Raw genomic sequence first — 24,491 nt, 5'->3', positions numbered from 1 at the left:
CCGCGCCTGGCCAGGTCCCGCGCCATGCGCACGGACTCTCGCGTGCGGCACGAGCGGGTGGGGGTGCCGGGGAAGCGCTCGCCGGTGGCGGTGGAGTCAACCTCGCTAGGCCTCGAACGGGGTGGGCGCATCGGTCATGTCACCGACCGTACGCCGCCCAACCCGCATCTGCGTGCGAGCGGCTCAGATCTCGACGCCCGCGGCCTCCGCGAGAGTCTCGTTCGCCACCCCATAGGGCACGTGCACGCCGGCGACGTGCTCGAGCGCGCCGGACAGGTGGCCGTGCTGGTCGTCGAAGAACAGGTGCGGCCGCAGCACCTCGAGCACGGTGGCCTTCTCGATGCCGCCCAGGAAGAACGCGTCGTTGATGGTCACGCCCCACGAGCGCAGCGACTGCACGGCGCGCTCGTGCGCGGGCGCCGCGCGGGCGGTGACGAGCGCGATGCGGACGCGCGGCTCGTAGTCGGCGTCCTGCTCCTGCAGATCGGCCTCGATGCGCTGGATGCGGTTGAGGTCGGCGAGCAGCGGCTTGAGCAGCCCGGGCACGTGGGCGACGTCGCGCTTGGCGACCTCGTTGGCGACGAACCCGTCGATGCCCTCGGTCTGGAAGATGCGCTCCGACTCGTCGGTCGCGAGCACAGCGTCGAAGTCGAACGCGATGCGCAGCGACCGGTCCGTCATGTCGTAGGTGGCCGCCGAGGGCAGCACGTGGCCGGCGGGATGGCCGGCCCGCACCGCGGTCAGGACGTCGTCCTGGTTCTGCGTGAGGAACAGGCTCATGCCCAGCGCGCCGATGTAGCTCAGCGGCGACCGGCCCTGCGTGAAGAACGCGCGCGTCACCGGCAGCTGGTGGCGCTCGATGGACCGCATGACGCGCAGGCCGGTGGTCGCGGCGTTGCGCGACAGCACGATCACCTCGACCAGCGGATCGCCCGGCCGCAGGTCGTTGAGCTGCAGCAGCCGCTGGATGAACGGGAAGGCCGGGCCCGGCTCGAGCGTGACGTCGACGTTGCGATCCTGGTACTCCGAGTACGCCGCCACCCCGTGCTCGCGGAAATACGCGTCCGACTCCGTCAGGTCGAACAGCGCGCTCGACGCGACGCCCACCACGAGCCGGCCGGAGAGGTCGTAGGCGGGCAAGCGGGGCCTCCTGGCGAGTGGGGACGGACGATGCGCGGGCTGGGCCCGCGACAACGCTCCACGATATCTGGCCGCACCGGGGCGGCGCACGGCCGCTCCCCACAGCCTCGACGGACGTACCCCTTGCATTCACGCCGATTCCGTTCACCACCATTGGCGAATCCGGACAATCCGGGCACACTGGAGGACGCCCGATGACGGGCACGCAGAGCCAGGGGGGCCAACCGTGACCATCTCACCACCCGTGCACGCCAACGCTGACGACTGGACCGAGCACGTGTTCGGCGCAGCACTCGGCGCGATCGACATCCTCGCCATCCATCTGGGCGACCGCCTGGGCTGGTACCGCGCGCTGGCCTCCGCGGGACCGCTCACCGCGGACGAGCTCGCGGATCGCACCGGGACCCATCCCCGGTACGCCCGCGAATGGCTCGAGCAGCAGTCTACGTCGGGGTACCTCGAGGCTGACGGTGGCCTGCCCACGCGCTTCTCGCTCCCGCCAGGAGCAGCCGAGGCGCTCACGGACGAGCGCTCGCTCGCCTACATCTCGCCGCTCGCCCGCATGCTCGTGGGTGCCGCGACGCACATGCCCGCGCTGCTCGACGCCTACCGGACCGGACACGGGGTCAGCTGGGACCAGATGGGAGACGACGCGCGCTGGTCCCAGGCGGCCATGAATCGGCCATGGTTCGAGCAGATGCTCGCTGGGGCGCTCGAGGGCGTGCCCGACGTGCACGGCGTCCTGGGCCGCGCCGATGCGGTGATCGCCGATGTCGCGTGCGGCGCCGGGTGGTCCTCGATCGCCCTGGCGGACGCCTACCCCGCCGCGCGCATCGTGGGCATCGACATCGACGAGCCGTCGATCGAGCGAGCCCGGGAGAACGCGGCTGCCGCGGGCCTCGCGGATCGCGTGACGTTCCGCCCGGGGGACGCGCTCGCCGTGGACGGCACCTACGACGCGATCTTCATCTTCGAGGCTCTGCACGACATGCCCCGGCCCGTCGAGGTGCTCGAGGCCATGCGCCGCGCGGTGAAGCCGGATGGCGTGGTGGTGGTGATGGACGAGGCCGTCGGCGACGGCGGACCGACGCCAGGCGACGACGTCGAGAGGCTCATGTACGGGTTCAGCCTGTTCGTGTGCCTTCCCGACGGCATGTCCTCCCAGCCGTCCGTCGGCACCGGCACCGTGATGCGTCCTTCCACGCTGAAGGGCTACGCGCTCGAGGCAGGATTCGCAGACGTCACGACGCTGCCGATCGAGGACTTCGGCTTCTTCCGCTTCTATCAGCTGCACGTGTAGCGAGGCGCGTGTCGACGCCGCCGAGCGCGTGCGTCCGCCCGTGATGCTGGCAGCGATCGGTCGTAGAATGGGGCCATGACTCTGCACATCGAGAACGCCGCGACCGAGGCCGCCGTGCACGAGCTCGCGCTGCGCCTGGGCACGGACGACGCCTCCGTGGTCCACGCCCTCGTGCTCGACGCGTACGAGGCTCTCGAGAAGGCCGACTCCTACGCCGAGCGCCGCAACGCTCGAGTGCGGTTGCGCCGTCTGCTCGACAACGTCGAGCGTCAGCGCGTGCGCGCGACGCCGACCGGCCCGGTCGACGAGCCCGCCGCGTAGCACGACGCCCTTCTCCCGGCCCCGCGTGCCCTGTGAGGAGTGCAGTGACGTTTCGCGCCGTCGCCCGCGCCCTGTGAGGAGAATCGCCGTATCCTGACCTGAGGCGACCCGTCTCGCCTCACCTCCTTCGCGGCACTCGCGCTGCCGCTGGCCGGGCGACCGGTGGAGGCAAAGGGGACCCCCACGTGCTCGGCGAGGGCGAGCTGCCGTGTGGCGCGGCTCGGCCGGCGCGGGCGGTCGGCGTCGCGCATGACGGGAGTTCTCATGACAACGCAGGAATCATTCAAGAAGCGGGTTCGCGCTCGCATGTCCGCGACGGGCGAGAGATACGCCGCCGCGCGCCGCGCGCTCGTCGCGCAGAAAGCACCGACCGGCGACGGCTGGGCCGCGCAGCCCGAGCACACCGATGCCGCCATCAAGATGGCCACCGGCTCCAGCTGGGACGAGTGGGTCGCACGCATCGATGCCGGCCCGGGCCGTACGGCGAGCCACACCGAGATCGCGGCCTGGGTCAACGAGCACTCGGACATCGGCGGGTGGTGGGCGCAGGGCGTCACCGTCGGCTATGAGCGCATCACGGGCATGCGCCTGCCGGGACAGATGCCCGACGGCACCTTCACGGTCTCGCGCTCGCGCACCGTCGCGGTGCCGCCGGGGCAGCTGCGCGAGCTCCTCGAGGATGACGAGTCGCGAGCCGCGCTCCTCCCCGGCCTGACCGCCACGCGAGCATCGAAGACGGGAGTCAAGTCGCCGCGGTTCGCCCTCGTCGACAGCGCCGATGCGGATGGCGGCGATGGCTCCGGAGAGGGCCTCGGCCGGGTCCAGTTCGCGTTCGGCGCGGCCGCCAAGGGCACGAAGCTCACGGTGACGCACGAGAAGCTCGAGACATACGCCGCGACTGGACCGTGGAAGGAGTTCTGGTCGGACTGGCTCGCGACGCTCGCCGCGTCGCTCGTCGACGAGTAGCGCCGCGATCGATCGGCCACCATCAGCTGACACATCGACGCCCGACGCGACGGTCAGGCACCATCACCGCGCTCAGGTGGATCGATCGCGCGCCTCGCGCGCGGCGTCGCGGACCAGCGCCCGGTCGCCCTCGTCGGTCAGCCCGGCGAGGGCGCGCCGCTCGGCACGTTCGGAGGCCGCCCGCAGCGCATCGGCCTCCTCCTCATCCGCGAGCGCGAGCAGGTGCCGCACCACGCGCTGAACGCGCAGACCGATCTCCACGAGCGTCGCACCATCGCGGGCGATGGGCCGCAGCGCGTCCTCGATCACGTCTCCGTAGTCAGGCGCGGGCACGTGCACGCGCGGGTGGTCGACGCCGTCCTCTTGCTCGGTGAGCATCATGCGGGTCATCACCCGCTCGACCGCGTTGAGCGCCTCGATCGCGGTGCCGGGGTCGTTGGTGGACGGCGACAGGGCGCGGCTGCCGATCTCCGCGAGGGCGACGAACCCCAGCCGCGGGTCCTGCTCGTAGGAGCGGTGCTTCTCGACTCGGAAGCACTCGGCCGCCGCCGCCAGGCAGTCCTCTCGCTCCTCGCCGCCGAGCACCCAGGCGAGCGGCTCTCCATGGCCCACGGTCACGCCCGGCAGCGCGACGACGTGGACAGTGGCCTCGGCGTCCTCGGCGACGCCATGCAGCTGCTCCATCAGGATCCCGGTCACGATGCCGGCGGCGCCGGACCGCACCGCCCGAGCACCGCGGGGCACCGCGACGGCCGGCTGGCCGCCCAGATGCGGCCGGCGCGCCGCCGCGCGCGCGGCGTCCGTCGCGGCGGCCTCCACACGATCGAGCACGTCGGGCACGCGACCGAACCCGGTGAGGTGGTGGATCCACCGCAGCAGGGTGCCGACCACGATCGCGATGACCACGAGCGTGCCCAGGAACAGCACGGACTTGCCCTGCTCGGTGAAGGCCTGCGTCGACAGCGCCACGATCCCGACGATCGCGAACACGAAGGTGCCCAGGAACGTCGACAGGGCGTTCTGCGACGTGGGGTCGCTGATGAGCAGCTGCGTGGCGCGGGGCGTGGTCCCGCGCGCCGCTGCCGCATACGCGGAGATCATGGCGGTCAGGGAGAAGGTCGTCACCGCGAGCATCGACGTCGCGAGGATCTGCAGGATGTTCGCGACCGAGTCCTGCCCGAACTCGAGGGTCAGCGACGTCGGGAGGTAGGGCCCGAGGAGCCAGGCGGCCACCACGAGCAGCAGGGCGCCGATGGTGAACAGCACCAGGCGCCACCAGATCTGCTCACCCAGCCGCGCGCCCAGCATGCGCCAGCGTTCGCCGTTCATCGTGCTCCCTCCGGCCCGCGCGCCGCTGCGCGACCCTCCGTCTCCCACGATCCTGCCGCCTCGCGTGCCGTGTCCGCGAGCGCCACGACGGCCTCGGCCCGCTCGCGCGTGGCAGCGATGAGGTCCGCGTTGGCCTGGTCCGACCCGAGCGCGAACGCCCGCGCCGACTCGGGCGAGCGGCCGTGCGCGACATGCCGCGCGATAAGCCGGTCACGCCGCACAGAATCGGGCAGGTCGACGTACCAGGCCGCATCGAGCAGCGCACCGACCTGGTCCCACGGCCGCGCGTCCATCAGCAGGTAATTGCCCTCGACGATCACGAGCGGGGCGTCCCGCGGAACGGCGATGGCGCCGGCGACGGGCTCCTCGAGCGTCCGATCGAACTTAGGCGCGTAGGTGACCGGCTCCTCGGCGGCGCGCAGCCGTCGGAGCAGCGCCACGAAGCCGAACCCATCGAACGTGTCGATCGCGCCCTTGCGCTGCGCGCGGCCCAGGCGGTCGAGCTCGGCCTGGGCGAGGTGGAAGCCGTCCATCGGGACCACGACCGCTCCGCGCCGCTGACCTGCGTTGACGGCCGCCGCCACCCGGGCGGCGAGCGTCGACTTGCCCGCCCCCGGCGCACCGGTGACGCCGAGGATGGTCCGGCCAGGCGCATCGGCCATGCGCACGGCGACCGCCACGCACTCCTCGACGTCCATCACGAGTCCCAGTGTGCCGCGCGACGGTCAGCCACCATCAGGTGACGCGCCAGCGCGAGAACTGCCCGTCAGCAACCGTCTGGACGCCAAGGCACGCCGACGACGGGGTCACGCGTCGAACAGCCGCGCGACCACCTCGATCACCGGCCATGCGCCCTCCGCGGTGTTGGCCAGCACGCTGGCGGTGACCCCGGTCGCGGGATCGAACGTCGAACGCATCGACACGCCCGCGTCGTATCCCTCGATCAGCCACGGGTCGCCGGTCGCGTGCCGCCAGAACCCCATCCCGTACCGCAGGCCTTCGCTCGGCACGTCGTGACGCGCCCGCGTCATGTCAGCGACCACGGCCGGCTCGACGATGCGACCGCCCGCGAGCGCCCGCCAGAACGCGTCCAGGTCGTCGATGCTCGTCACCGCGCCGCCGTCGCCGCCGCCGCGCACAGGCAGGTGCAGCACATTGGTCCAGTCGCCCTCGTCCTCGAGGTAGCCGAGCGCCACGTCGCCCGGCAGCCGATCCGATCGCTCGAACGCCGTCGCCGTCAGCCCTGCGCGCGCGAACACCTCGTCCGCGACCACGTCCTGGAAGGGTCGCCCGGCCGCCCGCTCGATGACGAGCGCGGCGACCATGAAGCCGCCGTTGTTGTACCGGAAGGTCTCGCCCGGCGCCTCGCGCTGCGGATGACCGTCAAGCTCGGGCAGGAAGTCCTCGGCCGTGACGAGCCGGTGCACGGGCAGCGTGAGCACGTAGTCGGTCACCTCTCCGCCGGCCTCCTCGTCGAGGTAGTCGCCGATGCCCGACGTGTGCGTCAGCAGGTGCCTGAGCGTGACGCGGTCGTCGATCAGCGGCAGGTCGCCGCCCAGCCACGTGCGCACGGGTGCGTCGAGAGCGAGATCGCCGCCGGCGACAAGCCTCATCGCCGCGAGCGCCGTGAACGCCTTCGACCCGCTCGCCATGCCGAACCGGGTGTCAGGCGTGACGGGAACCTGGTGCGCGCGGTGCGCCCAGCCCACCGTGCGTGTGAGGACGCGCTCGCCGCCACTGTGCGGATCACCACTGTGCACGGCGACCACGCCGCTGAAGTGCGCCTCGGCGATGGCGCGGTCGAGGTCGGCGCGCCACGAGTCGGTCTCAAGCAGGTCACGGTGCATGGTGCGACGCTACCCCGCTGCCGCGTTCCTCGACGCACGTCGCTCAGCCACCATCTGGACGCGAACGTGAGGAGGGGTGGCTGCGCGACGTAGCCTGAGCCTGTGAGCGCACCTGCACCCTCCGGACCACCCGGCGTCACCGACGTCCCCCGCGAGCAGCGCCTCATCCTGTGGATCGCGATCCTCGCCAGCTTCGTGTCCTTCCTGGACGGCACCATCGTCAACGTCGCGCTGCCGGCGATCGTCGACGAGCTGGGCGGCGGGATCACCACCCAGCAGTGGACGGTGGACGCCTACCTGCTCACGCTCGGCGCGTTCATCCTGGTCGCGGGCTCGGTCTCGGACACCTACGGGCGCATCCGGGTGATCCGCTGGGGCCTGGTCGGGTTCGCCGTGACGAGCATCCTGATCGCCCTCGCACCGTCCGCGCCGGTGCTGATCGCGGCGCGCCTGCTTCAGGGCGTTGCGGGCGCGATGCTGGTTCCAAGCTCGCTCGCGCTCATCACGTCGAACTTCCGCGGCGCAGCGCAGGCGAAGGCGATCGGCACGTGGACCGGTTTGACCAGCGCGGCGATGGTCGCCGGCCCGATCATCGGCGGGCTGTTCGTCGACCTCGCCTCGTGGCGGCTCGCGTTCCTCATCAACGTGGTGCCCATCGGCGTGACGCTGTGGATGCTCGCGCGCCTCGAGCAGCGGGACGTCCGCAGGGACGATGCGCGGGTCGACTACCTGGGCGCATTCCTGTGCGTCGTGGGGCTGGGCGGGGTCGTGTTCGCCCTCATCGAGGAGCCGAACCTGGGATGGGGATCGCCGTTGGTCTGGCTCCCCGGGGTGGTGGGGGCGCTGTCGCTCGCCGGCTTCCTGTGGTGGCAGGCCCGCGCCCGCGCGCCGATGTTGCCGCTCAGCCTGTTCACGGTGCGCAACTTCGCGTGGGGCAACCTCGCGACCTGGCTGGTCTACGGTGCACTGTCGCTCAACGGCTTCGTGATCGTGGTCTACCTGCAGGAGGAGGGCGGACTGTCGGCCACGGTCGCCGGCCTCACCACCCTGCCCATCACGATCCTCATGATCCTGCTGTCCTCGCGCATGGGAGCGCTCGCCGGCCAGTGGGGGCCGCGGCTGTTCATGACCGCGGGGCCCGCCATCATGGCGGTCGGCGCGCTGATGATGCTGCTCGTGCGCGAGGACCTCAACGTGTGGCGGCAGCTGATGCCGGGCGTCGTCGTCTTCGGGTTCGGCCTCACCGTCACGGTGTCGCCGCTCACGGCAGCGATCCTCGGCGCGATCGAGCCCGAGCGCTCGGGCATCGCCTCGGCGACCAACAACGCCGTCTCGCGCATCGCGGGTCTCATCGCGATCGCGGGCGTCGCGGCGATCGTGGGCGGAGAGCTGGACCTGGACGGCTTCCACCGCGCGATGATCGCGACCGCCGTTGCGATGGCGCTCGGCGGGCTCGTGTCGTGGCTCGGGATCCGCAACCCCGCCCCGCCCGCCGAGGCCGCATAGCGACGTCTGCGACAATGGAGTCCATGTGCTCCCCCATCCGCTGCGCCACCTGCGAGAAGACCACCTGGACCGGCTGCGGCCTGCACGTCGAGGAGGCGCTCGCCGGCGTCGCCGAGTCCGACCGCTGCACCTGCGCGGCGTAGCCACCGCGAAAGCCGACGGCGAGCCGGAACCCAGCCCGCGCATCGGCGCTACCGCGAGACGCCAGGGCGCACCCAGAAGTTGAGCGTCATCTCGACCCCTCGGAACGTCTCGGTCGACGTCTCGACCAGCGTGAACCCGGCCGCCCGGCACACGCCGTTCGAGGCGGCGTTGTCGACGGAAGGGCACGCCATGAGGTCGCGGCCGTCGCCCTGCGCGATCGCGTCAGCGACCGCGAGCCGGGTCATCGCCGTCGCCGCGCCCCTCCCCTGTGCGGCAGGCAGCACGAGCCAGCCCAGTTCGTAGACGTCGCGCTCCTGGAACGTCGACTCCCACCAGCCCACGGAGCCGAGGGGCCTGCCCGCCGTCGACACCGCGGCGAACATGCGCGGCATCCCGAGGTCCCAGCCGCGCAGATAGCGCTCGTGCCGGCGCCGCACCTCGGCCGTCGACTCGGGACCGCCCAGGTGACGCGTCATCTCCGGCGAGTTGCCCGCCTCGAGGATCGCCAGGTCGGCGTCGGTCCAGCGGCGCAGCCGGACGTCGACGGGATCAGCGCGGTCAGTCATCGAACAGGAGCTCGACGCCCCAGTCGGCCTTCTCCGCGGCGGTGTACTTCGCGACCCAGCCCTCGTAATCGCCGCCGTGCGACGCGGCGATGGCCTCGGCGCGGTCGATGGTGTCGCGCAGGAAGTCGGGCACGAGCGGCTGGTCGCGCCCGTAGATCATCACGGTCCACTCGTCCACGCCATGGCTCGGAGCGACCAGCTCGCCTCGCACGCGCGCCTCGCCCAGCTCCTTGCCCGCGGCCCGCGCGGCCTCCTCGTTGGTGAACGACAACGAGAACTCCGAGTCGCGCGGCGCCTCCGCGCTCGCGCCGCGCTCGAGGAACCGGTCGAGCTGCTCCGCATCGTCCGACCACAGCCCGTAGGGGTCCACGCGCTTGCGCTTGCCTGCGGTCAGCTTGGAGAACAGTCCCATGGGCTCACGCTAACCCCATTCGGGCGCGCCGATGCGCGGGCTGGGAGCGCTCGGCGCTCCCTGAGCGCCGGGTCAGGCGAGCTGTCACGCAAGCGCATCGATGCCATCGCGCACCCACTCACCGTCCTCCCGCACCACGGTCGCCGCGAGCGGGATCTGGTGCGAGGCGCTCTCGAGGATGTGCATGAGGTACCCGCCGGTGTTGACGAACGCCGCGATGTCGCCGCGCGCGGCGCCCTCGGCGAAGCGCAGCTTCCTGCGCAGGATCAGCTCGTCCTCGACGCAGTACGCACCGACGAGGAAGCCCTCGAACGCCGGGCTCGGCTCACCTGCGGACGCGGGCCGCACCCATCGCGGGTCCACCATGAAGTCCGTCGAGGTCGACCTGACCTGGGTGCGGTTCATGTGCAGACCCACGATCGGCACGCCGTCGCTCGTGGCCTTGCGGAACACGACCTCCGCGAGGGTCAGGCCGCACCCGTCCAGCACCGAGCGGCCAGGCTCGCAGCGCAGCTCGAGGCCGCGCTCGGAGATCTCGCGCGCGATCGTCGACCGCTCGCCGGCCGGCGCCTGCAGGACCTCACGCAGCCACTCGCCGCGCACCGTCCGCTGCCAGTACGGGTAGACCGTCGGCGACGGCCTATCGGCTCCGGGATCCACCATGCCCAGCCGGTCCCCGCGCCACGTGAGGCTGCCGGCCGCGTCGCCCTCGAGCCGCTCCCAGAAGGCTCGCCACTCAGCGGCGTCGTCGAGGTAGCGCATGGGCACGCCGCCGCCCATGTCGATGAAGGAGATATCGTGACCGCCCTCGCGCAGCCGGTCCACCCACGCGAGCGCCTCTCGCAGCACCGTCGCGCGGTCGGCGGCGCTGTAGCCATCGAGGTGGAAGTGGACGCCCTCGATGCGCAGGCGGCCGGCCACGCCCGCGTCCGCGAGCGCCGCGTCCCACGCCGCGGCCGTGAGGCCGAACCGCGTGGGGCGGAGGTCGGGGTCGGAGGACGCGAGCCGCAGGGCGACGCGGGGGGCCTCGTCTCTCTCGCGTGCCAGCTCCAGCACGTCCTCGAGCTCGTCGCCGTTGTCGAGACTGATCACGGCCCCGGCCCCCATCGCCTCCTCGAGCAGCGGGCGCGACTTGACGGCCGCGGTGACGATGATCGCGCTGCCGGGGACGTCGAGCTCGAGGCATTGGCGCAGCTCCGCATGCGAGGCGACGTCGAGACCGAGCCCGGCGTCGCGGGCGCTGCGCACCAGTCCCAGCGCCTTGTTCGCCTTGCGCGCCACGTACACGCCCAGGCGGACGTCGGCCTCCGCGGCCGCGTCGATGAGCTCGCGGGCGTTGCGAGCCAGCGGCGCGAAGTCGAGCACGTTGACCGGCGAGCCGTGCTCGCTCACCAGCCCGGCCACCTGCTCCGGATCGGCGAGCAGCTGCTCCATCCACTCCTCGGTACGGCCGGTGAGTGGCGAGACGCCGGTCACGCTCACCGTGGTCGTGCTGTCAGCCATGGACGTGCTCCTTGCTTCGTGTGCCAGTCGGGTGATCGGTGATGAGCCACTGCGCCGCGACGGCTCGCGCCCAGCGACGCGAGTCGCCATGCAGGTGGCGCCTGAGGGAGTCGTGCCCGATGACGGCGTCCTCGGTGGGCCGGCCCAGCGCGCTCAGGCCGGGGACGGCCCTCCCGTCGCCGCCCACGCACGCGCCGTCGGCAAGCGTGTGGACGCCGCGCTCCCCCGGCCGCACTGTGGCGAGCCCCGACTCAAACAGGGAGCTCCAGGGCTCACGCCCCGGCGACGGCCGGAAGGCATCCGCGTCCCACGCCCTGGGCGAGTCGAGCACGCCGGGTCCGCTCGTGAAGGCGTCGATCACGACCTGCTCGCGGCGGCCCTCCGACGTGCCGGTCGGCGGCCCCGCGTGGGTGCCGAGAGCGACGGGCGCGACCGCGTTGTCGGGTGCGCTGCGGTCGACGCGGAGCAGGCCCGCCTCGCGCAGCGCGAGCAGGCGGCGATGCGTGGCGAGCGGCGGGCCGAACGCCCACCGCTCGAGCCGGATCGCGCGCTCGCGCCACCGCGTCCACGTGTGCTGGTCGCGCGGGCCCCGCTCGAGCGAATGCACCACATCGGCATAGCCGGCGGACCAGGCGCGCCCCCACCACCACGCAGGATCGTCGTCGACGTCGCCCGTGGCGCGCCCGATATCGCGCGCCCACCGCCCGTCGACGCCCCCTGCGTCGGCCAGGTCGGGCGCGGCGTCCAGCCTCTCCCACAGTCGCTCGCGCGCGACGTCGACGCCGGAGGCTCGCGCGGCGGCGACCGCCGCATCGGCCATGATCTCCCACCAGGCGTCGTCGGGCGTCAACAAGGCGGTCAACCTGGCCGTCTGCGTCGTCACCGCCTCCGCCACGGCCGGGGGTGCCGCGTCCGGCTTGGGCAGCATGACCTCGCCGGAGCGGGCCACGAGCGCGATGCCCTCAGGCTCCTGGCCGCTCGGGACGTAGGTGAGCCCCGATAGGGCGGCCGCGTCCGGGAGCCACGTCCCGCCGCGCGCGGCGGTGAGGTCGAGCACGACGTCGAACGCCGTGAGCGCTGCGCCGCGGATCACCACGATCGAGCCCGGAGCGGGCCCGCTCGAGACGTCGGCGACGGCGGCGTGGTCGATGCCCGCACCACCGGCGTGCCCGGTCGCGAGCAGCACCCGCTTCCCTCGCTCGCGGCCATCTGCTGCTGCGTCACTGTCGTGCAGGCACACCCAGCCGGCGTCGTCGCGGCGGACGTCCTTCACGAGCGCCCGGACGGTGCGGATCTGCAGCAGGGGCGACGCGCGCAGCCGGTCGAACGCCCAGGAGAGGTAGCCGCCCACGACGGCGCGCGGCGGGTACAGCGCCGTCGTGCCGACCTCACCATGTCGCTGCGAGTGCCACTGCGCGAAGGTCTTCGGCACGCTCGGGCAGGTCGCGTCCACGATGCGCGCGTCGACATTCATGACGAGGTGATCGGGCTGGCTCGGATCCCACACCGCACCCGCGCCCGGGTCACCGGGATCGATCACCGTCACGCGGAACGGCCGATCCCCGTCGACCGTCCCGCCCGCCTCCGCGAGTGCGGTCTCGAGGTCAGCCAAGGCATACAGCGCCCGCGGACCACCCCCCACCACGACCAGGTCCGCGTTCGCGACCAGCCCAGCACCCGTCATGGACGACCCGAGAACGGGTTGACGTCATGCACAGCCGCGAGCGCATCGGCCCCTCCCGCGATCTCCGCGGTCACCCAGCCGTCGTCGAAGACCGTCGGGAGATAGGCAGCTCCGCCGTCATGGATCAGCATGGCGACGCTCTCGTGGGCACCCAGGCGCGGCAGGTCGCGTCCGATGGCCGCGACGATCGCTCCCGTCGATGCCCCCGCGAGGAGACCCTCCCGGCGTGCGAGCAGGCGGCATCCCGTCACCATGTCGGCCTCGCTGACTCGGACCACCGCGTCGGGGTGCGCCCGCTCGGACAGCGCGGTCTGGAATCCGGCGCCGAGGCCGGGAAGCTTGCGCTCTCCAGGCTCGCCGCCGAAGAGGGCGGAGCCTTCCGCATCCACACCCACCAGTCGGGTGTGCCACCCGGCCGCCGTGATCGCCTGCTGACAGCCCAGGACGGTACCCGTGGTGCTCATCGCGACATAGAGGTGATCCGGCGGTGCGCCCAAGGCCTCCACCAGCTCGGGCATGGTGCTGTGCGCGTGCGCCGCGGGGTTGGCAGGGTTGGCGTACTGGTGCGTGGTGACCGCGCCGGGATCGTCGGCCAGCAGCTGCGCCACACGATCCACGCGCGCGCGCAGTCGATTGCCGTCGCTGGGGGTCTCGACGCGCTCGAGACGGCCGCCATAGGCCTCGATGGTCTGGCATGCGGCGACGTTGGCGCGCTCGTCCACCACGGCGACGAAGGTGTATCCACGCAGCGTGCACTGGCGCGCAAGCGCCATGCCAAGGTTGCCGGACGTGGACTCGACGACGGTGCCGCCTGCCTGGAGCGCCCCCGTGCGCTCGAGCTGGTCGAGCAGGAATCCCGCCGTCCGCTCCTTGGTGCTGCCCGACAGCTGGAGTTGGTCGAGCTTGGCGTGAATGGGCGTCGAGCTGCCAGGGAACAGGTGCTCGAGCCGGCTCACCGGAGTCGGCAGGTAGCCGCCGTGCAGGGTGCTCGGCGCGGCGTCGCGCTCCGCGATGGTCTTGCCTGTCACCACCAGTACCGCCCTTCTTCGCGAGGTTGCGTGGGGTCGGCGGTCGAGCGCGGCCTCGACGCCGCGGCAGCCCCCTGTCCCGACGACTCCAACCGCCGCCGAGCGCGCCGCATTCCTCGTCGATCGGGCGCGATGGTGCGAGCGCGGCGACTGCGAGGCACACCAGAGCACCGGCGCGCGGGCACCGCACTGCGCGTCCGAGCCGCGCGGAGAGCGCTCGCGAGCGGTCAGGGAAGCGCGCGCAGTGCGGTGCCCTCTGGCGTGACGACCGTGCGCCCGTCCACTGCAGCGTCGAGCTCGAGCCTCACGAGGTCGCACGTGGCCATCGCGTTGCGCGGCAGACCCGGCGGCATCGTGGTGAAGAGCTCGATGTCGACCACGATCTGCTCGCCGGTCTCCGTCACGCGCGACCACGCGACCGCCTCGCCGGACCCCCTGCACACCTCGACCTCGAGCGCCTGCCCGTCGGCGCGGTACCACTCGAGATGCGCGGGATGGAGCGACGCCGCCAGCACCGCTCCCAGGAGGCCGAGCGTGACGACCGCTGCCGCGATCGCCGCCGCGGTGCGCCGGCGCACGCGGACCCGATCGGCGCTCGCGGGAGGCGGCGGCGTGTCCTCGATGGTCACGGGATCATCGTAGAAGCGCGGACTGCGCCCGTCCATGGTCGGTGCGCGCTGCGCTGACGGCGCGCCGCGCTGATACGTTCGGCTGAGGAACGGAGCGTGACGTGGACAGAACTGCACTTGACACGGTGCCGCACCGCTGGGGCGTGCACTCCGAGGTCGGGAAGCTGCGCAGCGTGCTGGTGTGCTCCCCCGGCCTCGCGCACAACCGCCTGACGCCGTCGAACGCGGAGGCACTGCTGTTCGACGACGTGATGTGGGTCGAGAACGCTCGTCGCGATCACGCCGAGTTCGTGGCGCTCATGGAGTCGCGCGGGATCGAGGTGCTCGAACTGCACGCGCTGCTCGCCCAGACGCTCGACCTGCCGCACGCACGCGCGTGGCTGCTGGACCGCAAGATCACCCCCAACGAGGTGGGACTCGGGCTCGTGGCAGATGTCAGGGCGTTCCTCGACCAGCTGCCGAGCGACACCCTCGCCCGCTACGTCCTGGGAGGTCTGAGCACCTCCGACCTTCCGCGCGACTTCTCGCCGCCGTCGATCGCGCTCGTGCGCGAGGAGTCGGGCATGCGCGACTACCTCATGCCGCCCCTGCCCAACACCCTCTACACGCGCGACACCACCAGCTGGATCTACGGCGGCGTGACGCTCAACCCGCTATACTGGCCCGCGCGTCACGCGGAGACGCTGCTGATGAAGGCCGTCTACGCCTTTCATCCCGCCTTCGCTGACGCGGTGACCACATGGTGGGGCGACCCCGAGCTCGATCAGGGCCTCGCGACGCTGGAGGGCGGCGACGTCATGCCGCTGGGCGGCGGCGTGGTGGTGATCGGCATGTCCGAGCGGTCGAGCCGCCAGGCCATCACCCAGCTCGCGACCGAGCTCTTCGCGGCTGGCGCCGCGTCGCACGTCATCGTGGCGAAGATGCCCAAGCTGCGCTCCGCGATGCACCTCGACACCGTGTTCACGATGTGCGACCGCGACCTCGTGACGGTGTTCCCCGGCATCGTCGAGCAGATCGAGACGTACTCGATCTACGAGGCCGAGCCTCCCGTCCTGCTCGACGTGCGCACCGAGTCCGCGCCCTTCCTCGACGTCGTCGCACGCGCGCTGCGGGTGGATCGGCTGCGGGTCATCGAGACCGGCGGCGATCGCTACGCCTCCGAGCGCCAGCAGTGGGACGACGCCAACAACGTGCTCGCCCTGGAGCCCGGCGTCATCGTCGCCTACGACCGCAACACCCACACCAACGCGCTGCTGCGCGCGGCGGGGATGGAGGTGCTGGAGATCGTGGGTGCGGAGCTGGGTCGTGGGCGCGGCGGCGCTCACTGCATGACGCAGCCCCTCCAGCGCGACGCGTAGACGCTCGACCCGCATCGGCCCTGCCCGACCCCCGCGATACGCTCGCCCCAGGGACCAGGACCGCGGGCGAGGGGAGGAGCGGTGGCCGTCACCACGTGGGAGCGCGCCAGACGCCGCCTCACCGAGCCGCCGCCGGAGCGCGAGCGCGCCCCCGGCATCCTCGAGCCGTCGTTCTCCGCCGTCGGGCTGCTGACCGGCCTGTACTTCTTCGCCATCTCGCTCACGCCGTCCCTGCTGCCGCGCGCGGGATACGCGCAGGGCATCGGCTCGGGCGTGGCGTTCATGGTGGGCTACGGGCTGGGAGCCGCGGTGTTCGCCGTGTGGCGCTTCCTCAGCGGCCCGACGGCCAAGGGCCGCGTGCGAGTGGTCCTCGTCCTCACCGTGCTGGCGCTGATCGGCGTGCAGGCCGGCCTCGCCGTCTGGTCCTACGTGGGGTGGCAGAACGACCTGCGGCTGCTGTTCGGCATGGAGCCGCTGTCGCCCTTGGTCTGGCCCGTGATCGTGGCGGTGGGCGCGCTCGTCGCCGCCGCGCTGCTGATCATCGCGCGGTCGCTGCGCACGCTGTTCCGCTGGACTGACGACCTGCTCGATCGGTGGCTGCCGCGCCGCCTCGCCGTCGCCATCGCGGCGCTGGTGCTGATCGCGGCGCTGTGGTGGGTCGCGTCGGGCGCCTTCGTGAACGCCTTCTTCACGACGTCCAACTGGATTTCCTCGGGCCGCGACCTGCAGGACAAGCCCGGGGTGACCCAGCCATCCTCCGAGCTGAGGTCAGGGTCGGAGGCCTCGCTCGTCCCGTTCGACACCCTCGGCCGCCAGGGACGGTCGTTCGTGAGCTCGGGCCCGACGGCGGCCGACATCGACGAGGTGACGGGCGGCGGCGCCCTCGAGCCCATCCGCGCCTACGTGGGGCTGCGCTCAGCGGACACCCTCGAGGAGCGCGCCGAGCTGCTGCTCGCCGAGCTCGACCGCATGGGGGCCTTCGACCGCGAGGTGCTGGTGATCACGACGGTGACGGGCACCGGCCTCATCGACCCGCGCGGCGTGGACCCGCTCGAGCACCTGTGGAACGGCGACACCGCCATCGCGGGCGTGCAGTACTCCTACCTGCCCAGCTGGATCTCGCTGCTCGCTGATCAGGACGTCGTGCAGGAGACGTCGCGGGAGGTGTTCCGGCTGGTCCACGACCACTGGTCGACCCTGCCTCTGGAGTCCCGGCCGCGCCTGTACCTCTACGGGCTGTCGCTGGGCGCGACGGGCGTCGAGGCGGTGCTTTCGAGCCCGGAGATCCTCAACGAGCCCATCGAGGGAGCGCTGCTGTCGGGGCCACCCTTCCTCAACGAGATGCACACGGAGATCACCGAGGCGCGCGACGCCGGCAGCCCGGCCTGGCTGCCGGTGTTCCACGACGGCGAGACGGTGCGCTTCGCGGACGAGCGCGGCGTGTCGCCGGAGGGCGGCACCTGGGGTCCCACGCGCGTGGCCTACCTGCAGCACGGCTCGGACCCCGTGGTGTGGTTCAACCAGGAGCTCGCGTGGGAAGAGCCGGAGTGGCTGCAGGGCGACAGGGCGCCCGACGTCTCCGACCAGATGGGCTGGTATCCGCTCGTCACCATGTGGCAGGTGCTGCTCGACCTGCCGGCCGCGGGGTCGATCCCCGACGGGTTCGGCCATCTGTACACGTACCGCGCGAACGCCGCCGCGTGGGCCGGGGTCACATCCGCGACCGACTGGCCGGCGGCGCGGCTCGACGAGCTCGCGAGCACGCTCGTGGCGCGGGAGGAGGCCAGGGAGCTGGCGCTCACGGGCAGCTCGTAGGGCCGATGCGCGGGCCGGGTTCCGCGCGGCCATGGGGACGGCGCGGCGGCGGACCCGGCGCTCACCGGCGGGGATCACGGTAGCCCCGGCCATGGTGACGACCGTCACGGGGCCGACACGCCCGCCCCGTAGAATTCGGACATGCTCCACCATGCGCCGCTCCTGACCACGATGGCGGTGGGGTTCGCGCTCGCGTTCATCCTCGGCTTCATCGCCCAGCGGCTGCGGATGTCGCCCATCGTCGGCTATCTCGCCGCGGGTCTGCTGATAGGCCCGTACACCCCGGGATTCGTGGGCGACCAGGACATCGCGCTCGAGCTGTCGGAGATCGGCGTCATCCTGCTGATGTTCGGCGTGGGCCTGCACTTCTCCTTCAAGGACCTGCTGGCCGTGCGCAAGGTGGCGCTCCCGGGCGCGATCGCGCAGATGACCGCCGCCACGGCGCTCGGCACCGGCGTGGGCCTGTGGCTCGACTGGACGCTCGGGGCATCCCTGCTGTTCGGCCTCGCGCTGTCGGTCGCGTCGACGGTCGTCATGCTGCGCGCGCTCGAGGACAAGCAGCTGCTCGACACCAGGGCCGGGCACATCGCCGTGGGCTGGCTGATCGTCGAGGACCTCGCGATGGTCGTCGCGCTCGTCGTGATCCCCGTGCTCGCCGCGGATGCGAACGGGCCGGGCGCCATCGCAGGAGAGCTCGTCTGGACGCTCGTGCGCGTCGCGCTGTTCGTCGCGCTGATGCTCGTGGTCGGCAAGCGCGTGATCCCGTGGATCCTGGCGCGCGTCGCCGACACCGGCTCGCGCGAGCTGTTCACGCTGTCCGTGCTCGCCGTCGGCATGGGCGTCGCAGTGGGCGCGGCGTGGCTGTTCGAGGTGTCCTTCGCGCTGGGCGCCTTCTTCGCCGGCATGATCATGCGCGAGTCCGACCTCTCGCACCGCGCGGCGGACTCGACGCTGCCGCTGCGCGACGCGTTCGCCGTGCTGTTCTTCGTCTCCGTCGGCATGCTCGTGGACTGGCGCATCGTCATCGAGGCCCCGCTCGCCCTGCTGGTCACCACCCTCGTGATCGTGGTCGGCAAGTCGGTGGTCGCGTTCGGCATCGTGCGCATGCTCAAGTACTCGCGCCAGATGTCGCTCGTGGTGGCCGCGGCGCTCGCCCAGATCGGCGAGTTCTCCTTCATCCTCATCACGCTGGGCGGCAACCTCGAGATCCTGCCGCAGGACGCGCAGGACCTCGTGCTCGGCGGCGCCATCCTGTCGATCATGCTCAACCCCCTGCTGTTCGCGTGGGCGGCGCGCTCGTACCGCGAGGCCGACGGCGTCAGCGGCGAGTCCGCTCCCGTCGAGTACACCGGCTCCGAGCACGTCATCGTGGTGGGGTTCGGGCGCGTGGGGACGCGCGTAGCCGCCTCGCTGTGGACCAAGGACGTGCCGTGCGTGGTGATCGACGACGACGAGAACCGGGTCACCGCCCTGCGCGACGACGGCCGGGAGGCGATCCTCGGCAACGCCGTCCGCTCGAAGGTGCTGCGAGCCGCGGGGCTGGACGACGCCACGACCGTGCTGATCGCCATCCCCGACCCGCTCAACGCCGGTGCGATCGTGGCGAAGGTCAAGCGCCTCGCTCCCGACGTCCGCGTGATCGCGCGCGGCCACGAGGATGTGGACGTCCAGTACCTCACCGAGGCGGGGGCCGACCGCGTGCTGGTGGGGGTCTACGAGGTGGCCGACCTCATGGTCACCGACGTGCTGACGGACGGCGAGCAGGCCTAGCGAAGCCACGAAGGCGTAGCGTGGTCCGCATGGACGACGTCGACCGCCTTGATGCTCTCGCCCGCATGCTGGATCGCGCGCTCACCCGCGCGTTCGAGTCTGCCCTGGCGGACCGTTCCACGACCAGCGCCGAGTTCGTGATGCTGAGCGTGCTCGCAGCCGCCGACGGGCCGCTCGCGTGGGAGGCCGTCGAGGCGCGCCTGCCCGTGGGCTACACGCCGGCGCGCGCCACCGATGCCTGGAACGGGCTCGAGGCGGGCGGATGGGCGGCCGAGGTCGACGGCCGCCACGTGGCGACGGACGAGGGGCTCGAGGCGCTGGAGGCGCTCCACGGCGAGATCGAACGGCTGCATGATCACGCGCGCGACGGGATCTCCGACGAGGACTATGCGGTCGCGGTGAGGGTGCTGCGCACGATGCGCGACAACGTCGAGGACTGAGCCTCAGTCCCTGCGGTCCTGCAGCTTGTTCTTGAGGAACACGGCGCCGACCAGCCAGCCCGCGAGCGCGCTCAGCAGCCACACGAGGACGGTGCCGAGCACCCAGCCGAGCAGCGTCTTGATCGACAGTCCGTCGCTGAAGATGTCCGCGAGCAGCAGCGCCACGAACGTCGAGATGAGCGCGACGCCTCCGGTGAGGGCGCTGGCGTAGCGCACGGACATCTTGAGGATGAAGGGCGACAGGATCGCCTGCGCGAGCAGGAAGATCACCAGTGCCCAGATGAAGCCGCTCGCGTTGATCTCGAAGTCCTCATCGCCGAGGATCAGCGCGGTCAGCAGGAGGCCCACCGCCGCCCCGATGACGGTCGTCAGTACGCTCCACAGGAATCTCACCATGCGGCTGACGCTACTCCTGCCTGGGCGTTCGCGCGCGGCGAGGAGGGACGATGCGCGGGCTGAGCCGGTGTGCATCGCGGGAGCCCTCCCGTCGGCAATACGGTCGCGGTTGCAATAGTGTGCGTCACACATTATCGTGTGACTCATGCTCGATCAGGAGATCATCGCCCAGCAGCGTCAGGAGCTGCGCCGCGGCAGCACGTCCCTCGCGTGCCTCGCGCTGCTCGCCGCCGCCCCCGACTACGGCTACAGCCTGCTGGCCCGCCTGGCCGGCCTGGGCCTCGAGATCGAGGCCAACTCCCTGTACCCCCTTCTGCGCCGCCTCGAGAAGCAGGGACTGCTCACCTTCGAGTGGGACACCTCGGAGGCGCGGCCGCGCAAGGTCTACACGACCTCCGCCGACGGCACCGCGCTCGTCGCGGTACTCCGCGAGGACTGGGACCGCATCACCACGGCACTGCACCAGATTGGACAGCACTCATGAGCCTCACCGACCGCTACGTGGCCGCGACCTTGTCGCGCACCCCCGTCAAGCAGCGCGACGAGGTCGAGGCGGATCTGCGCGCGGCGATCGCCGACGCGATCGACGCGCGCCTCGACGCCGGCGCCCTCCCCGACGCCCCTGACCGCGCATCGGCCCTCGAGACGGCCGTCCTCAACGAGATGGGCGACCCCGACCGTCTCGCCGCCGACTACGCGGACAGGCCGCTGATGCTGATCGGGCCGCGGCTGTTCCTGCAGTGGAGGCGGTTGACGATCCTGCTGCTGTGGATCGTGCTGCCCATCATCGCCGTGCTCATCCCCTTCGGGATGTGGCTCGGGGACGAGTCCCTGGGCGCCATCATCGGCTCGACCGTCGGCGGCACCCTCACCGTCGGGGTGCACCTGGTGTTCTGGGTGACGCTCGTGTTCGCCATCCTCGAGCGCGCCGGGACCCCAGCGGACGAGCTCTCCGAGCCGTGGACCGTCGAACGTCTCAAGGAGTCGCCTGACGTGCGCGTGAGCGGAGTCGAGACGGCGGTGGCGCTCGCGACCCTCGCGATCGGCGCAGCGCTCATCGTCTGGCAGCAGCTGTGGCCGTGGGCGACCACCGCCGACGGCGAAGTCCTGCCGGTCCTGAACCCCGACCTGTGGACCTTCGTGCTGCCCGCCCTGCTGGCGGTGATGGCCGTCGAGGCCGTCGTGGTCGTCGCGCGACAGGTGCGCGGCCGGTGGACGATGGGCGACTGGTGGCTCACGCTCGCCCTCGACGTCGCGGCCCTCATTCTCGTGGCCGTCCCCGTGCTCCAGCACGACCTGCTCAACCGCGCGCTGTTCGAGGAGATCGGCTGGCCGGACGCCGCGACCACCGTCACGCTCGAGCAGGTCGAGTGGGTGGTGCTGATCGTCGTGGCCGTCGTGAGCGTCGCGGACGCGTGGGGAACGTGGACGCGGGCACGGCGCGGGTCGCGGACCTAGACGGCCCGCGCCGGAACGCGGCGGGCGGCTTGGCGCTACTCCATGCCCCGTGTGACGCGGTTCCAGGCGTTGATGACGGCGACGGTCTCGACGATCGCGCCCAGCTGCTTCTGGGTGAAGAACTGCCCGGCCACATCGCGCGCCTCGACCTCGAGGCCGCGGGGGTAGTCCGTCAGCACCTCGGCGAAGCGCAGCGCCGCCGCATCGCCTTCGCTGACCAGCCCCTCGCGCATGAGCTTCACGGGCCGCGCGAGTGCGCCGATGAGCTCGGGACGCGCGCCGAGCGACGCGAGTTGCTCCGAGTGCAGGCGGATGCAGTAGGCGCAGCCGTTGATGTGCGAGCAGCGCAGCCGCAGCATCTCGCGGAGCTTGGGCTTGAGCGCCTCCCCCACGGCAGCGTCGAAGTCCTCCAACGCCTTCAGGAACTCGGGACTCACCCTTGCCGCACTCACGAGTGCGAGCGTAGCAACGGCGCCTGACGCGGCACCCATCCGCGCCGCAGCACCATGCGAACCGGTCATCGACGCCAGCACCGCACGCGGCGCGCCACCGCCCGCTTCCCGGGCGAGGGTGCTTCGATGGAGGAAACCTGATGCACGCAGCAGCCCGCAACGAGAGGAGCCGGCCGGTGGCCCGACGCCATCTGCGCGCCGTCGCCGATGACGCCGCTCACGAGCAGGACGCCTCCGCAGGCGACCGGCTCACCCGCCTCCTGCTCGAGGCCGGCGCAGGCGACGCGGACGCGTTCGGGGCGCTCTACGAGGACATGGTGGACCAGGTCCTGCGCGTCGCGGTGCGCGTGGTGCGCGATCCCGACATGGCCGAGGACGTGGCTCAGGAGGCGCTGACGGAGGCATGGCGCAAGGCGCCGACCTTCGACCCCTCGCGCGGCGGCGCGCGCACCTGGGTGCTGACGATCGTCCACCGGCGCGCGGTGGATCGCGTGCGCCGTGAGCAGCGCCAGCGCGACCAGGTCGAGGCCGAGGCGTCCGTCGCGGATCGCGAGGAGTCGCCAGCGGATCAGGACGCGGTGATCGAGAGCGCCTACCGCGAGTGGCAGTCAGAACGCGTGCGCGGCGCGCTCGCGGGGCTCACGGACCTGCAGCGAGAGGCGATCGAGCTCGCGTACTACGGAGGCCGCACCCACACGGAGATCTCCGAGCACCTGGGAGTCCCGCTGGGAACCGCGAAGACGCGCATCAGGGACGGGATGAGAAGTCTGCGCGACACGTTGAAGGAGGTGCAGCGATGAACCCGCACGAGCTGGTGGGTGCCTATGCGCTCCACGCTCTCGACGAGCACGAGGCGCTGGCCTTCGAGGCGCACCTCGCCGCATGCACCGAGTGCCAGGAGGAGCTTGCGAGCTTCGACGTGGTGCTGGACGAGCTCGCCGAGCCCGGCGTGGCGGAGCCCGGGCCCGTCGACCAGGCGATCGTCGACGAGGCGGTCTCCCCCGACCGCCGTGCCCGCCTGGGCGACGCGGTGGCGAGCGCCGTCGCGAGCACGGCTCAGGAGCCCGCGCGGGAGGCGTCACCTGCCGCGGCGCGGATGCGCGCTGACCGCGCCGGCGGTGGCTCGGATGCTCGCCACGGCGCGCGCCCCGGCGGTCGACCGCGTCACCTGCTCATGGCGGCGGCCGCCGCCGTGGTGGCCGTGCTGGCCGTGGGCGTGGGGTTCATCATCGGCACGGGCGACGAGCCCAGCCAGATCGCGCAGGACGTCGAGCGGATCCAGTCCGCCGAGGACGTCGTCGAGTCTCCTCTGGGACTGGGCGAGGCCACGGCGTTCGTGTCCGTCACCGAGGGCGTCGCCGTCGTGGGCGACACCCCCGCGCTCGAGTCCGGCGAGACCTACCAGCTGTGGGTGGTGCCCGCGGATGGCTCGGCCCCGTTGCCAGGACCGACGATGGCGGGAGGAGACGTCACGGCGGTCTGGGAGGCCGACCTGGAGGGTGCGGGCGCCATCGCGGTCAGCATCGAGCCCGCGGGTGGCTCGACCACGCCCACGGAGGTCGTCACGGCCGTCGAGCTGTGACGCGTCGGGAGCGCCAGACTGCCCACGCGACCACGCACAGCCCGGCGAGCATGATGAGACCCTCGGGGCGCGCCGCGAACACCACCTCGTGATCGACCTCGACCACGCCGGTCGTGAGCAGCGGGAACGCGATGGCGTTGGCCATGCCGTGCATCAGCACCGATGTCCAGACGGTTCCCGATCGCTCGCGCATCACGCCGTAGATGAACGACATGGGGACGATCGAGATCAGGAACAACGGCAGGTATGCGCCGAGGGGCAGGTCCGTCATGAGGTCGAATGTGAGGATGTAGGGGACGTGCCACGCTCCCCAGATCACCGCGACCGCGAGGTGACGGCGCGCGGCCGGCATCCCCAGCGCGGCCAGCCGCGGCTCGAGGTAGCCGCGCCAGCCCAGCTCCTCGCACGCCGCGTAGACCATGCGCAGGACGAGGCCGGCGACGAAGGCGGCGGCGAGATCCCGAGCGGAGCCCGTGTCCCACGTGACCGCGCCCGTCAGGGTCCCGATGCCGAGCACGACGGCGGTGAGCAGAGGGAACAGCAGCAGCGCGAGCGCGTACCACGTGCCGTTGCCGCGCAGCCGGAGCCGCAGTCCCGCGTCCGCCCACCCGTCTCCGGTCCAGCGCAGGATCGCGGCCATGAGCACCGGGCTCAGGATGAACAGCAGCGCCGCGGGATTTGTCTCCGGATCCCCTCCCGCGGCGATGCCGATCCCTGCGAGCGAGGCGAGGCCGAGGGTGCTGGCGATGTAGGCGCCGATGCGCGCTCGGCTGGGCGGCCTCGGCTGGCGCGTGGACCGTGTGGCGGGCGGTACGGGCTCGGTGGTCGCGTCCATGTCTCTGTCT

25 protein-coding genes are annotated in these 24,491 nt (G+C 71.9%); 12 read left to right on the top strand and 13 right to left on the bottom strand.

Features of this window, described 5'->3' with window-relative positions; all coding sequences use genetic code 11:
• Positions 1-183 precede the first annotated feature (183 nt).
• A complete protein-coding gene (locus tag B7K22_RS08965; RefSeq protein WP_144276327.1) occupies positions 184-1,140 on the bottom strand; it encodes a 5'-nucleotidase in 957 nt (318 codons plus the stop codon).
• A gap of 226 nt (positions 1,141-1,366) precedes the next feature.
• Between B7K22_RS08965 and B7K22_RS08960 the strand changes: the two genes are divergently transcribed.
• The 3 genes from B7K22_RS08960 (at position 1,367) to B7K22_RS08950 (ending at position 3,727) form a co-directional block, all read left to right on the top strand.
• Positions 1,367-2,440 carry a class I SAM-dependent methyltransferase gene (locus tag B7K22_RS08960; RefSeq protein ID WP_234983366.1) on the top strand — a complete coding sequence of 358 codons (1,074 nt, stop codon included), beginning with the start codon at positions 1,367-1,369 and terminating at the stop codon, positions 2,438-2,440.
• 75 nt (positions 2,441-2,515) lie between these two features.
• Positions 2,516-2,761, top strand: coding sequence for a hypothetical protein (locus B7K22_RS08955; protein WP_084039561.1), 246 nt, complete (start codon positions 2,516-2,518; stop codon positions 2,759-2,761).
• A gap of 264 nt (positions 2,762-3,025) precedes the next feature.
• The gene (locus B7K22_RS08950) at positions 3,026-3,727 is read left to right on the top strand and encodes a hypothetical protein (RefSeq protein ID WP_144276326.1); all 702 of its coding nucleotides are present in this window, start codon (positions 3,026-3,028) and stop codon (positions 3,725-3,727) included.
• A gap of 72 nt (positions 3,728-3,799) precedes the next feature.
• Here the strand turns inward: B7K22_RS08950 and B7K22_RS08945 are convergent, their stop codons facing one another.
• The 3 genes from B7K22_RS08945 to B7K22_RS08935 all read right to left on the bottom strand — a co-directional run bounded on the left by B7K22_RS08945 (position 3,800) and on the right by B7K22_RS08935 (position 6,903).
• Positions 3,800-5,056, bottom strand: coding sequence for a DUF2254 domain-containing protein (locus tag B7K22_RS08945; RefSeq protein ID WP_144276325.1), 1,257 nt, complete (start codon positions 5,054-5,056; stop codon positions 3,800-3,802).
• Complete coding sequence (locus B7K22_RS08940; RefSeq protein ID WP_084039558.1) at positions 5,053-5,754, bottom strand: nucleoside/nucleotide kinase family protein; 702 nt, start codon at positions 5,752-5,754, stop codon at positions 5,053-5,055. The genes B7K22_RS08945 and B7K22_RS08940 overlap by 4 nt, the downstream gene beginning before the upstream one ends.
• A gap of 108 nt (positions 5,755-5,862) precedes the next feature.
• Positions 5,863-6,903, bottom strand: a complete 1,041-nt coding sequence (locus tag B7K22_RS08935) for a serine hydrolase (protein ID WP_084039557.1) — start codon at positions 6,901-6,903, stop codon at positions 5,863-5,865.
• A gap of 102 nt (positions 6,904-7,005) precedes the next feature.
• Here B7K22_RS08935 and B7K22_RS08930 point away from each other — a divergent pair, with 102 nt between their 5' ends.
• On the top strand, positions 7,006-8,409 hold the full coding sequence (locus B7K22_RS08930; RefSeq protein WP_084039556.1) for an MFS transporter: 1,404 nt from the start codon (positions 7,006-7,008) through the stop codon (positions 8,407-8,409).
• 191 nt (positions 8,410-8,600) lie between these two features.
• Here B7K22_RS08930 and B7K22_RS08925 read toward each other — a convergent pair whose 3' ends face one another.
• The 6 genes from B7K22_RS08925 to B7K22_RS08900 all read right to left on the bottom strand — a co-directional run bounded on the left by B7K22_RS08925 (position 8,601) and on the right by B7K22_RS08900 (position 14,375).
• Entirely contained in the window at positions 8,601-9,119 is a 519-nt protein-coding gene (locus tag B7K22_RS08925; RefSeq protein ID WP_084039555.1) for a GNAT family N-acetyltransferase, read from the bottom strand.
• The gene (locus tag B7K22_RS08920) at positions 9,112-9,531 is read right to left on the bottom strand and encodes a ribonuclease E inhibitor RraB (protein WP_084039554.1); all 420 of its coding nucleotides are present in this window, start codon (positions 9,529-9,531) and stop codon (positions 9,112-9,114) included. The genes B7K22_RS08925 and B7K22_RS08920 overlap by 8 nt, the downstream gene beginning before the upstream one ends.
• A gap of 84 nt (positions 9,532-9,615) precedes the next feature.
• Positions 9,616-11,034: an alanine racemase gene (locus tag B7K22_RS08915; RefSeq protein WP_084039553.1), complete on the bottom strand. Its 1,419-nt coding sequence runs from the start codon at positions 11,032-11,034 to the stop codon at positions 9,616-9,618.
• Entirely contained in the window at positions 11,027-12,718 is a 1,692-nt protein-coding gene (locus B7K22_RS08910; protein ID WP_084039552.1) for an FAD/NAD(P)-binding protein, read from the bottom strand. The genes B7K22_RS08915 and B7K22_RS08910 overlap by 8 nt, the downstream gene beginning before the upstream one ends.
• Positions 12,715-13,746: a cysteine synthase family protein gene (locus B7K22_RS08905; protein ID WP_200807383.1), complete on the bottom strand. Its 1,032-nt coding sequence runs from the start codon at positions 13,744-13,746 to the stop codon at positions 12,715-12,717. Before B7K22_RS08905 ends, B7K22_RS08910 begins: the two co-directional genes overlap by 4 nt.
• 227 nt (positions 13,747-13,973) lie before the next feature.
• Positions 13,974-14,375 carry a hypothetical protein gene (locus B7K22_RS08900; protein ID WP_084039551.1) on the bottom strand — a complete coding sequence of 134 codons (402 nt, stop codon included), beginning with the start codon at positions 14,373-14,375 and terminating at the stop codon, positions 13,974-13,976.
• Between the two features lie 101 nt (positions 14,376-14,476).
• On the opposite strand from B7K22_RS08900, the gene B7K22_RS08895 reads away from it, so the two are divergent.
• The 4 genes from B7K22_RS08895 (at position 14,477) to B7K22_RS08880 (ending at position 19,758) form a co-directional block, all read left to right on the top strand.
• A complete protein-coding gene (locus B7K22_RS08895) occupies positions 14,477-15,733 on the top strand; it encodes an arginine deiminase (RefSeq protein WP_200807382.1) in 1,257 nt (418 codons plus the stop codon).
• 81 nt (positions 15,734-15,814) lie between these two features.
• Positions 15,815-17,548, top strand: a complete 1,734-nt coding sequence (locus B7K22_RS08890; protein ID WP_084039549.1) for an alpha/beta-hydrolase family protein — start codon at positions 15,815-15,817, stop codon at positions 17,546-17,548.
• Positions 17,549-17,689: 141 nt separating this feature from the next.
• The gene (ybaL, locus tag B7K22_RS08885; protein ID WP_084039548.1) at positions 17,690-19,318 is read left to right on the top strand and encodes a YbaL family putative K(+) efflux transporter; all 1,629 of its coding nucleotides are present in this window, start codon (positions 17,690-17,692) and stop codon (positions 19,316-19,318) included.
• 29 nt (positions 19,319-19,347) lie between these two features.
• Positions 19,348-19,758 (top strand): MarR family winged helix-turn-helix transcriptional regulator, encoded by a 411-nt coding sequence (locus B7K22_RS08880; protein WP_144276324.1) that lies wholly within the window; start codon positions 19,348-19,350, stop codon positions 19,756-19,758.
• A gap of 3 nt (positions 19,759-19,761) precedes the next feature.
• Here B7K22_RS08880 and B7K22_RS08875 read toward each other — a convergent pair whose 3' ends face one another.
• Positions 19,762-20,154: a phage holin family protein gene (locus B7K22_RS08875; protein WP_159448822.1), complete on the bottom strand. Its 393-nt coding sequence runs from the start codon at positions 20,152-20,154 to the stop codon at positions 19,762-19,764.
• 145 nt (positions 20,155-20,299) lie between these two features.
• Between B7K22_RS08875 and B7K22_RS08870 the strand changes: the two genes are divergently transcribed.
• The gene (locus B7K22_RS08870) at positions 20,300-20,638 is read left to right on the top strand and encodes a PadR family transcriptional regulator (protein ID WP_084039545.1); all 339 of its coding nucleotides are present in this window, start codon (positions 20,300-20,302) and stop codon (positions 20,636-20,638) included.
• Complete coding sequence (locus tag B7K22_RS08865) at positions 20,635-21,612, top strand: hypothetical protein (RefSeq protein WP_084039544.1); 978 nt, start codon at positions 20,635-20,637, stop codon at positions 21,610-21,612. The genes B7K22_RS08870 and B7K22_RS08865 overlap by 4 nt, the downstream gene beginning before the upstream one ends.
• Positions 21,613-21,647: 35 nt before the next feature.
• On the opposite strand, the gene B7K22_RS08860 is transcribed toward B7K22_RS08865, so the two are convergent.
• Positions 21,648-22,064, bottom strand: a complete 417-nt coding sequence (locus B7K22_RS08860) for a carboxymuconolactone decarboxylase family protein (RefSeq protein WP_159448821.1) — start codon at positions 22,062-22,064, stop codon at positions 21,648-21,650.
• Between the two features lie 176 nt (positions 22,065-22,240).
• Between B7K22_RS08860 and B7K22_RS08855 the strand changes: the two genes are divergently transcribed.
• Both B7K22_RS08855 and B7K22_RS08850 read left to right on the top strand, forming a co-directional pair.
• Positions 22,241-22,864 (top strand): sigma-70 family RNA polymerase sigma factor, encoded by a 624-nt coding sequence (locus tag B7K22_RS08855; protein ID WP_159448820.1) that lies wholly within the window; start codon positions 22,241-22,243, stop codon positions 22,862-22,864.
• On the top strand, positions 22,861-23,646 hold the full coding sequence (locus B7K22_RS08850; RefSeq protein ID WP_084039541.1) for an anti-sigma factor domain-containing protein: 786 nt from the start codon (positions 22,861-22,863) through the stop codon (positions 23,644-23,646). Before B7K22_RS08855 ends, B7K22_RS08850 begins: the two co-directional genes overlap by 4 nt.
• On the opposite strand, the gene B7K22_RS08845 is transcribed toward B7K22_RS08850, so the two are convergent.
• Positions 23,627-24,481 carry a CPBP family intramembrane glutamic endopeptidase gene (locus B7K22_RS08845; RefSeq protein WP_084039540.1) on the bottom strand — a complete coding sequence of 285 codons (855 nt, stop codon included), beginning with the start codon at positions 24,479-24,481 and terminating at the stop codon, positions 23,627-23,629. The genes B7K22_RS08850 and B7K22_RS08845 overlap by 20 nt on opposite strands.
• Positions 24,482-24,491: the final 10 nt, after the last annotated feature.

This window comes from Demequina sp. NBRC 110053 (assembly GCF_002090095.1).
GTDB lineage: Bacteria > Actinomycetota > Actinomycetes > Actinomycetales > Demequinaceae > Demequina.
Note: the sequence above shows the minus strand (reverse complement) of the source record. Positions and strands in the feature narration are given on the sequence as shown.

Coding starts and splice junctions, on each gene's coding strand:
- B7K22_RS08875 (WP_159448822.1), bottom strand. CDS start 20,154: ATGGTGAGATTCCTGTGGAGCGTACTGACGACCGTCATCGGGGCGGCG.
- B7K22_RS08915 (WP_084039553.1), bottom strand. CDS start 11,034: ATGGCTGACAGCACGACCACGGTGAGCGTGACCGGCGTCTCGCCACTC.
- B7K22_RS08925 (WP_084039555.1), bottom strand. CDS start 9,119: ATGACTGACCGCGCTGATCCCGTCGACGTCCGGCTGCGCCGCTGGACC.
- B7K22_RS08945 (WP_144276325.1), bottom strand. CDS start 5,056: ATGAACGGCGAACGCTGGCGCATGCTGGGCGCGCGGCTGGGTGAGCAG.
- B7K22_RS08950 (WP_144276326.1), top strand. CDS start 3,026: ATGACAACGCAGGAATCATTCAAGAAGCGGGTTCGCGCTCGCATGTCC.
- B7K22_RS08910 (WP_084039552.1), bottom strand. CDS start 12,718: ATGACGGGTGCTGGGCTGGTCGCGAACGCGGACCTGGTCGTGGTGGGG.
- B7K22_RS08940 (WP_084039558.1), bottom strand. CDS start 5,754: ATGGACGTCGAGGAGTGCGTGGCGGTCGCCGTGCGCATGGCCGATGCG.
- B7K22_RS08850 (WP_084039541.1), top strand. CDS start 22,861: ATGAACCCGCACGAGCTGGTGGGTGCCTATGCGCTCCACGCTCTCGAC.
- B7K22_RS08845 (WP_084039540.1), bottom strand. CDS start 24,481: ATGGACGCGACCACCGAGCCCGTACCGCCCGCCACACGGTCCACGCGC.
- B7K22_RS08935 (WP_084039557.1), bottom strand. CDS start 6,903: ATGCACCGTGACCTGCTTGAGACCGACTCGTGGCGCGCCGACCTCGAC.
- B7K22_RS08880 (WP_144276324.1), top strand. CDS start 19,348: ATGGACGACGTCGACCGCCTTGATGCTCTCGCCCGCATGCTGGATCGC.
- B7K22_RS08955 (WP_084039561.1), top strand. CDS start 2,516: ATGACTCTGCACATCGAGAACGCCGCGACCGAGGCCGCCGTGCACGAG.
- B7K22_RS08920 (WP_084039554.1), bottom strand. CDS start 9,531: ATGGGACTGTTCTCCAAGCTGACCGCAGGCAAGCGCAAGCGCGTGGAC.
- B7K22_RS08865 (WP_084039544.1), top strand. CDS start 20,635: ATGAGCCTCACCGACCGCTACGTGGCCGCGACCTTGTCGCGCACCCCC.
- B7K22_RS08870 (WP_084039545.1), top strand. CDS start 20,300: ATGCTCGATCAGGAGATCATCGCCCAGCAGCGTCAGGAGCTGCGCCGC.
- ybaL (WP_084039548.1), top strand. CDS start 17,690: ATGCTCCACCATGCGCCGCTCCTGACCACGATGGCGGTGGGGTTCGCG.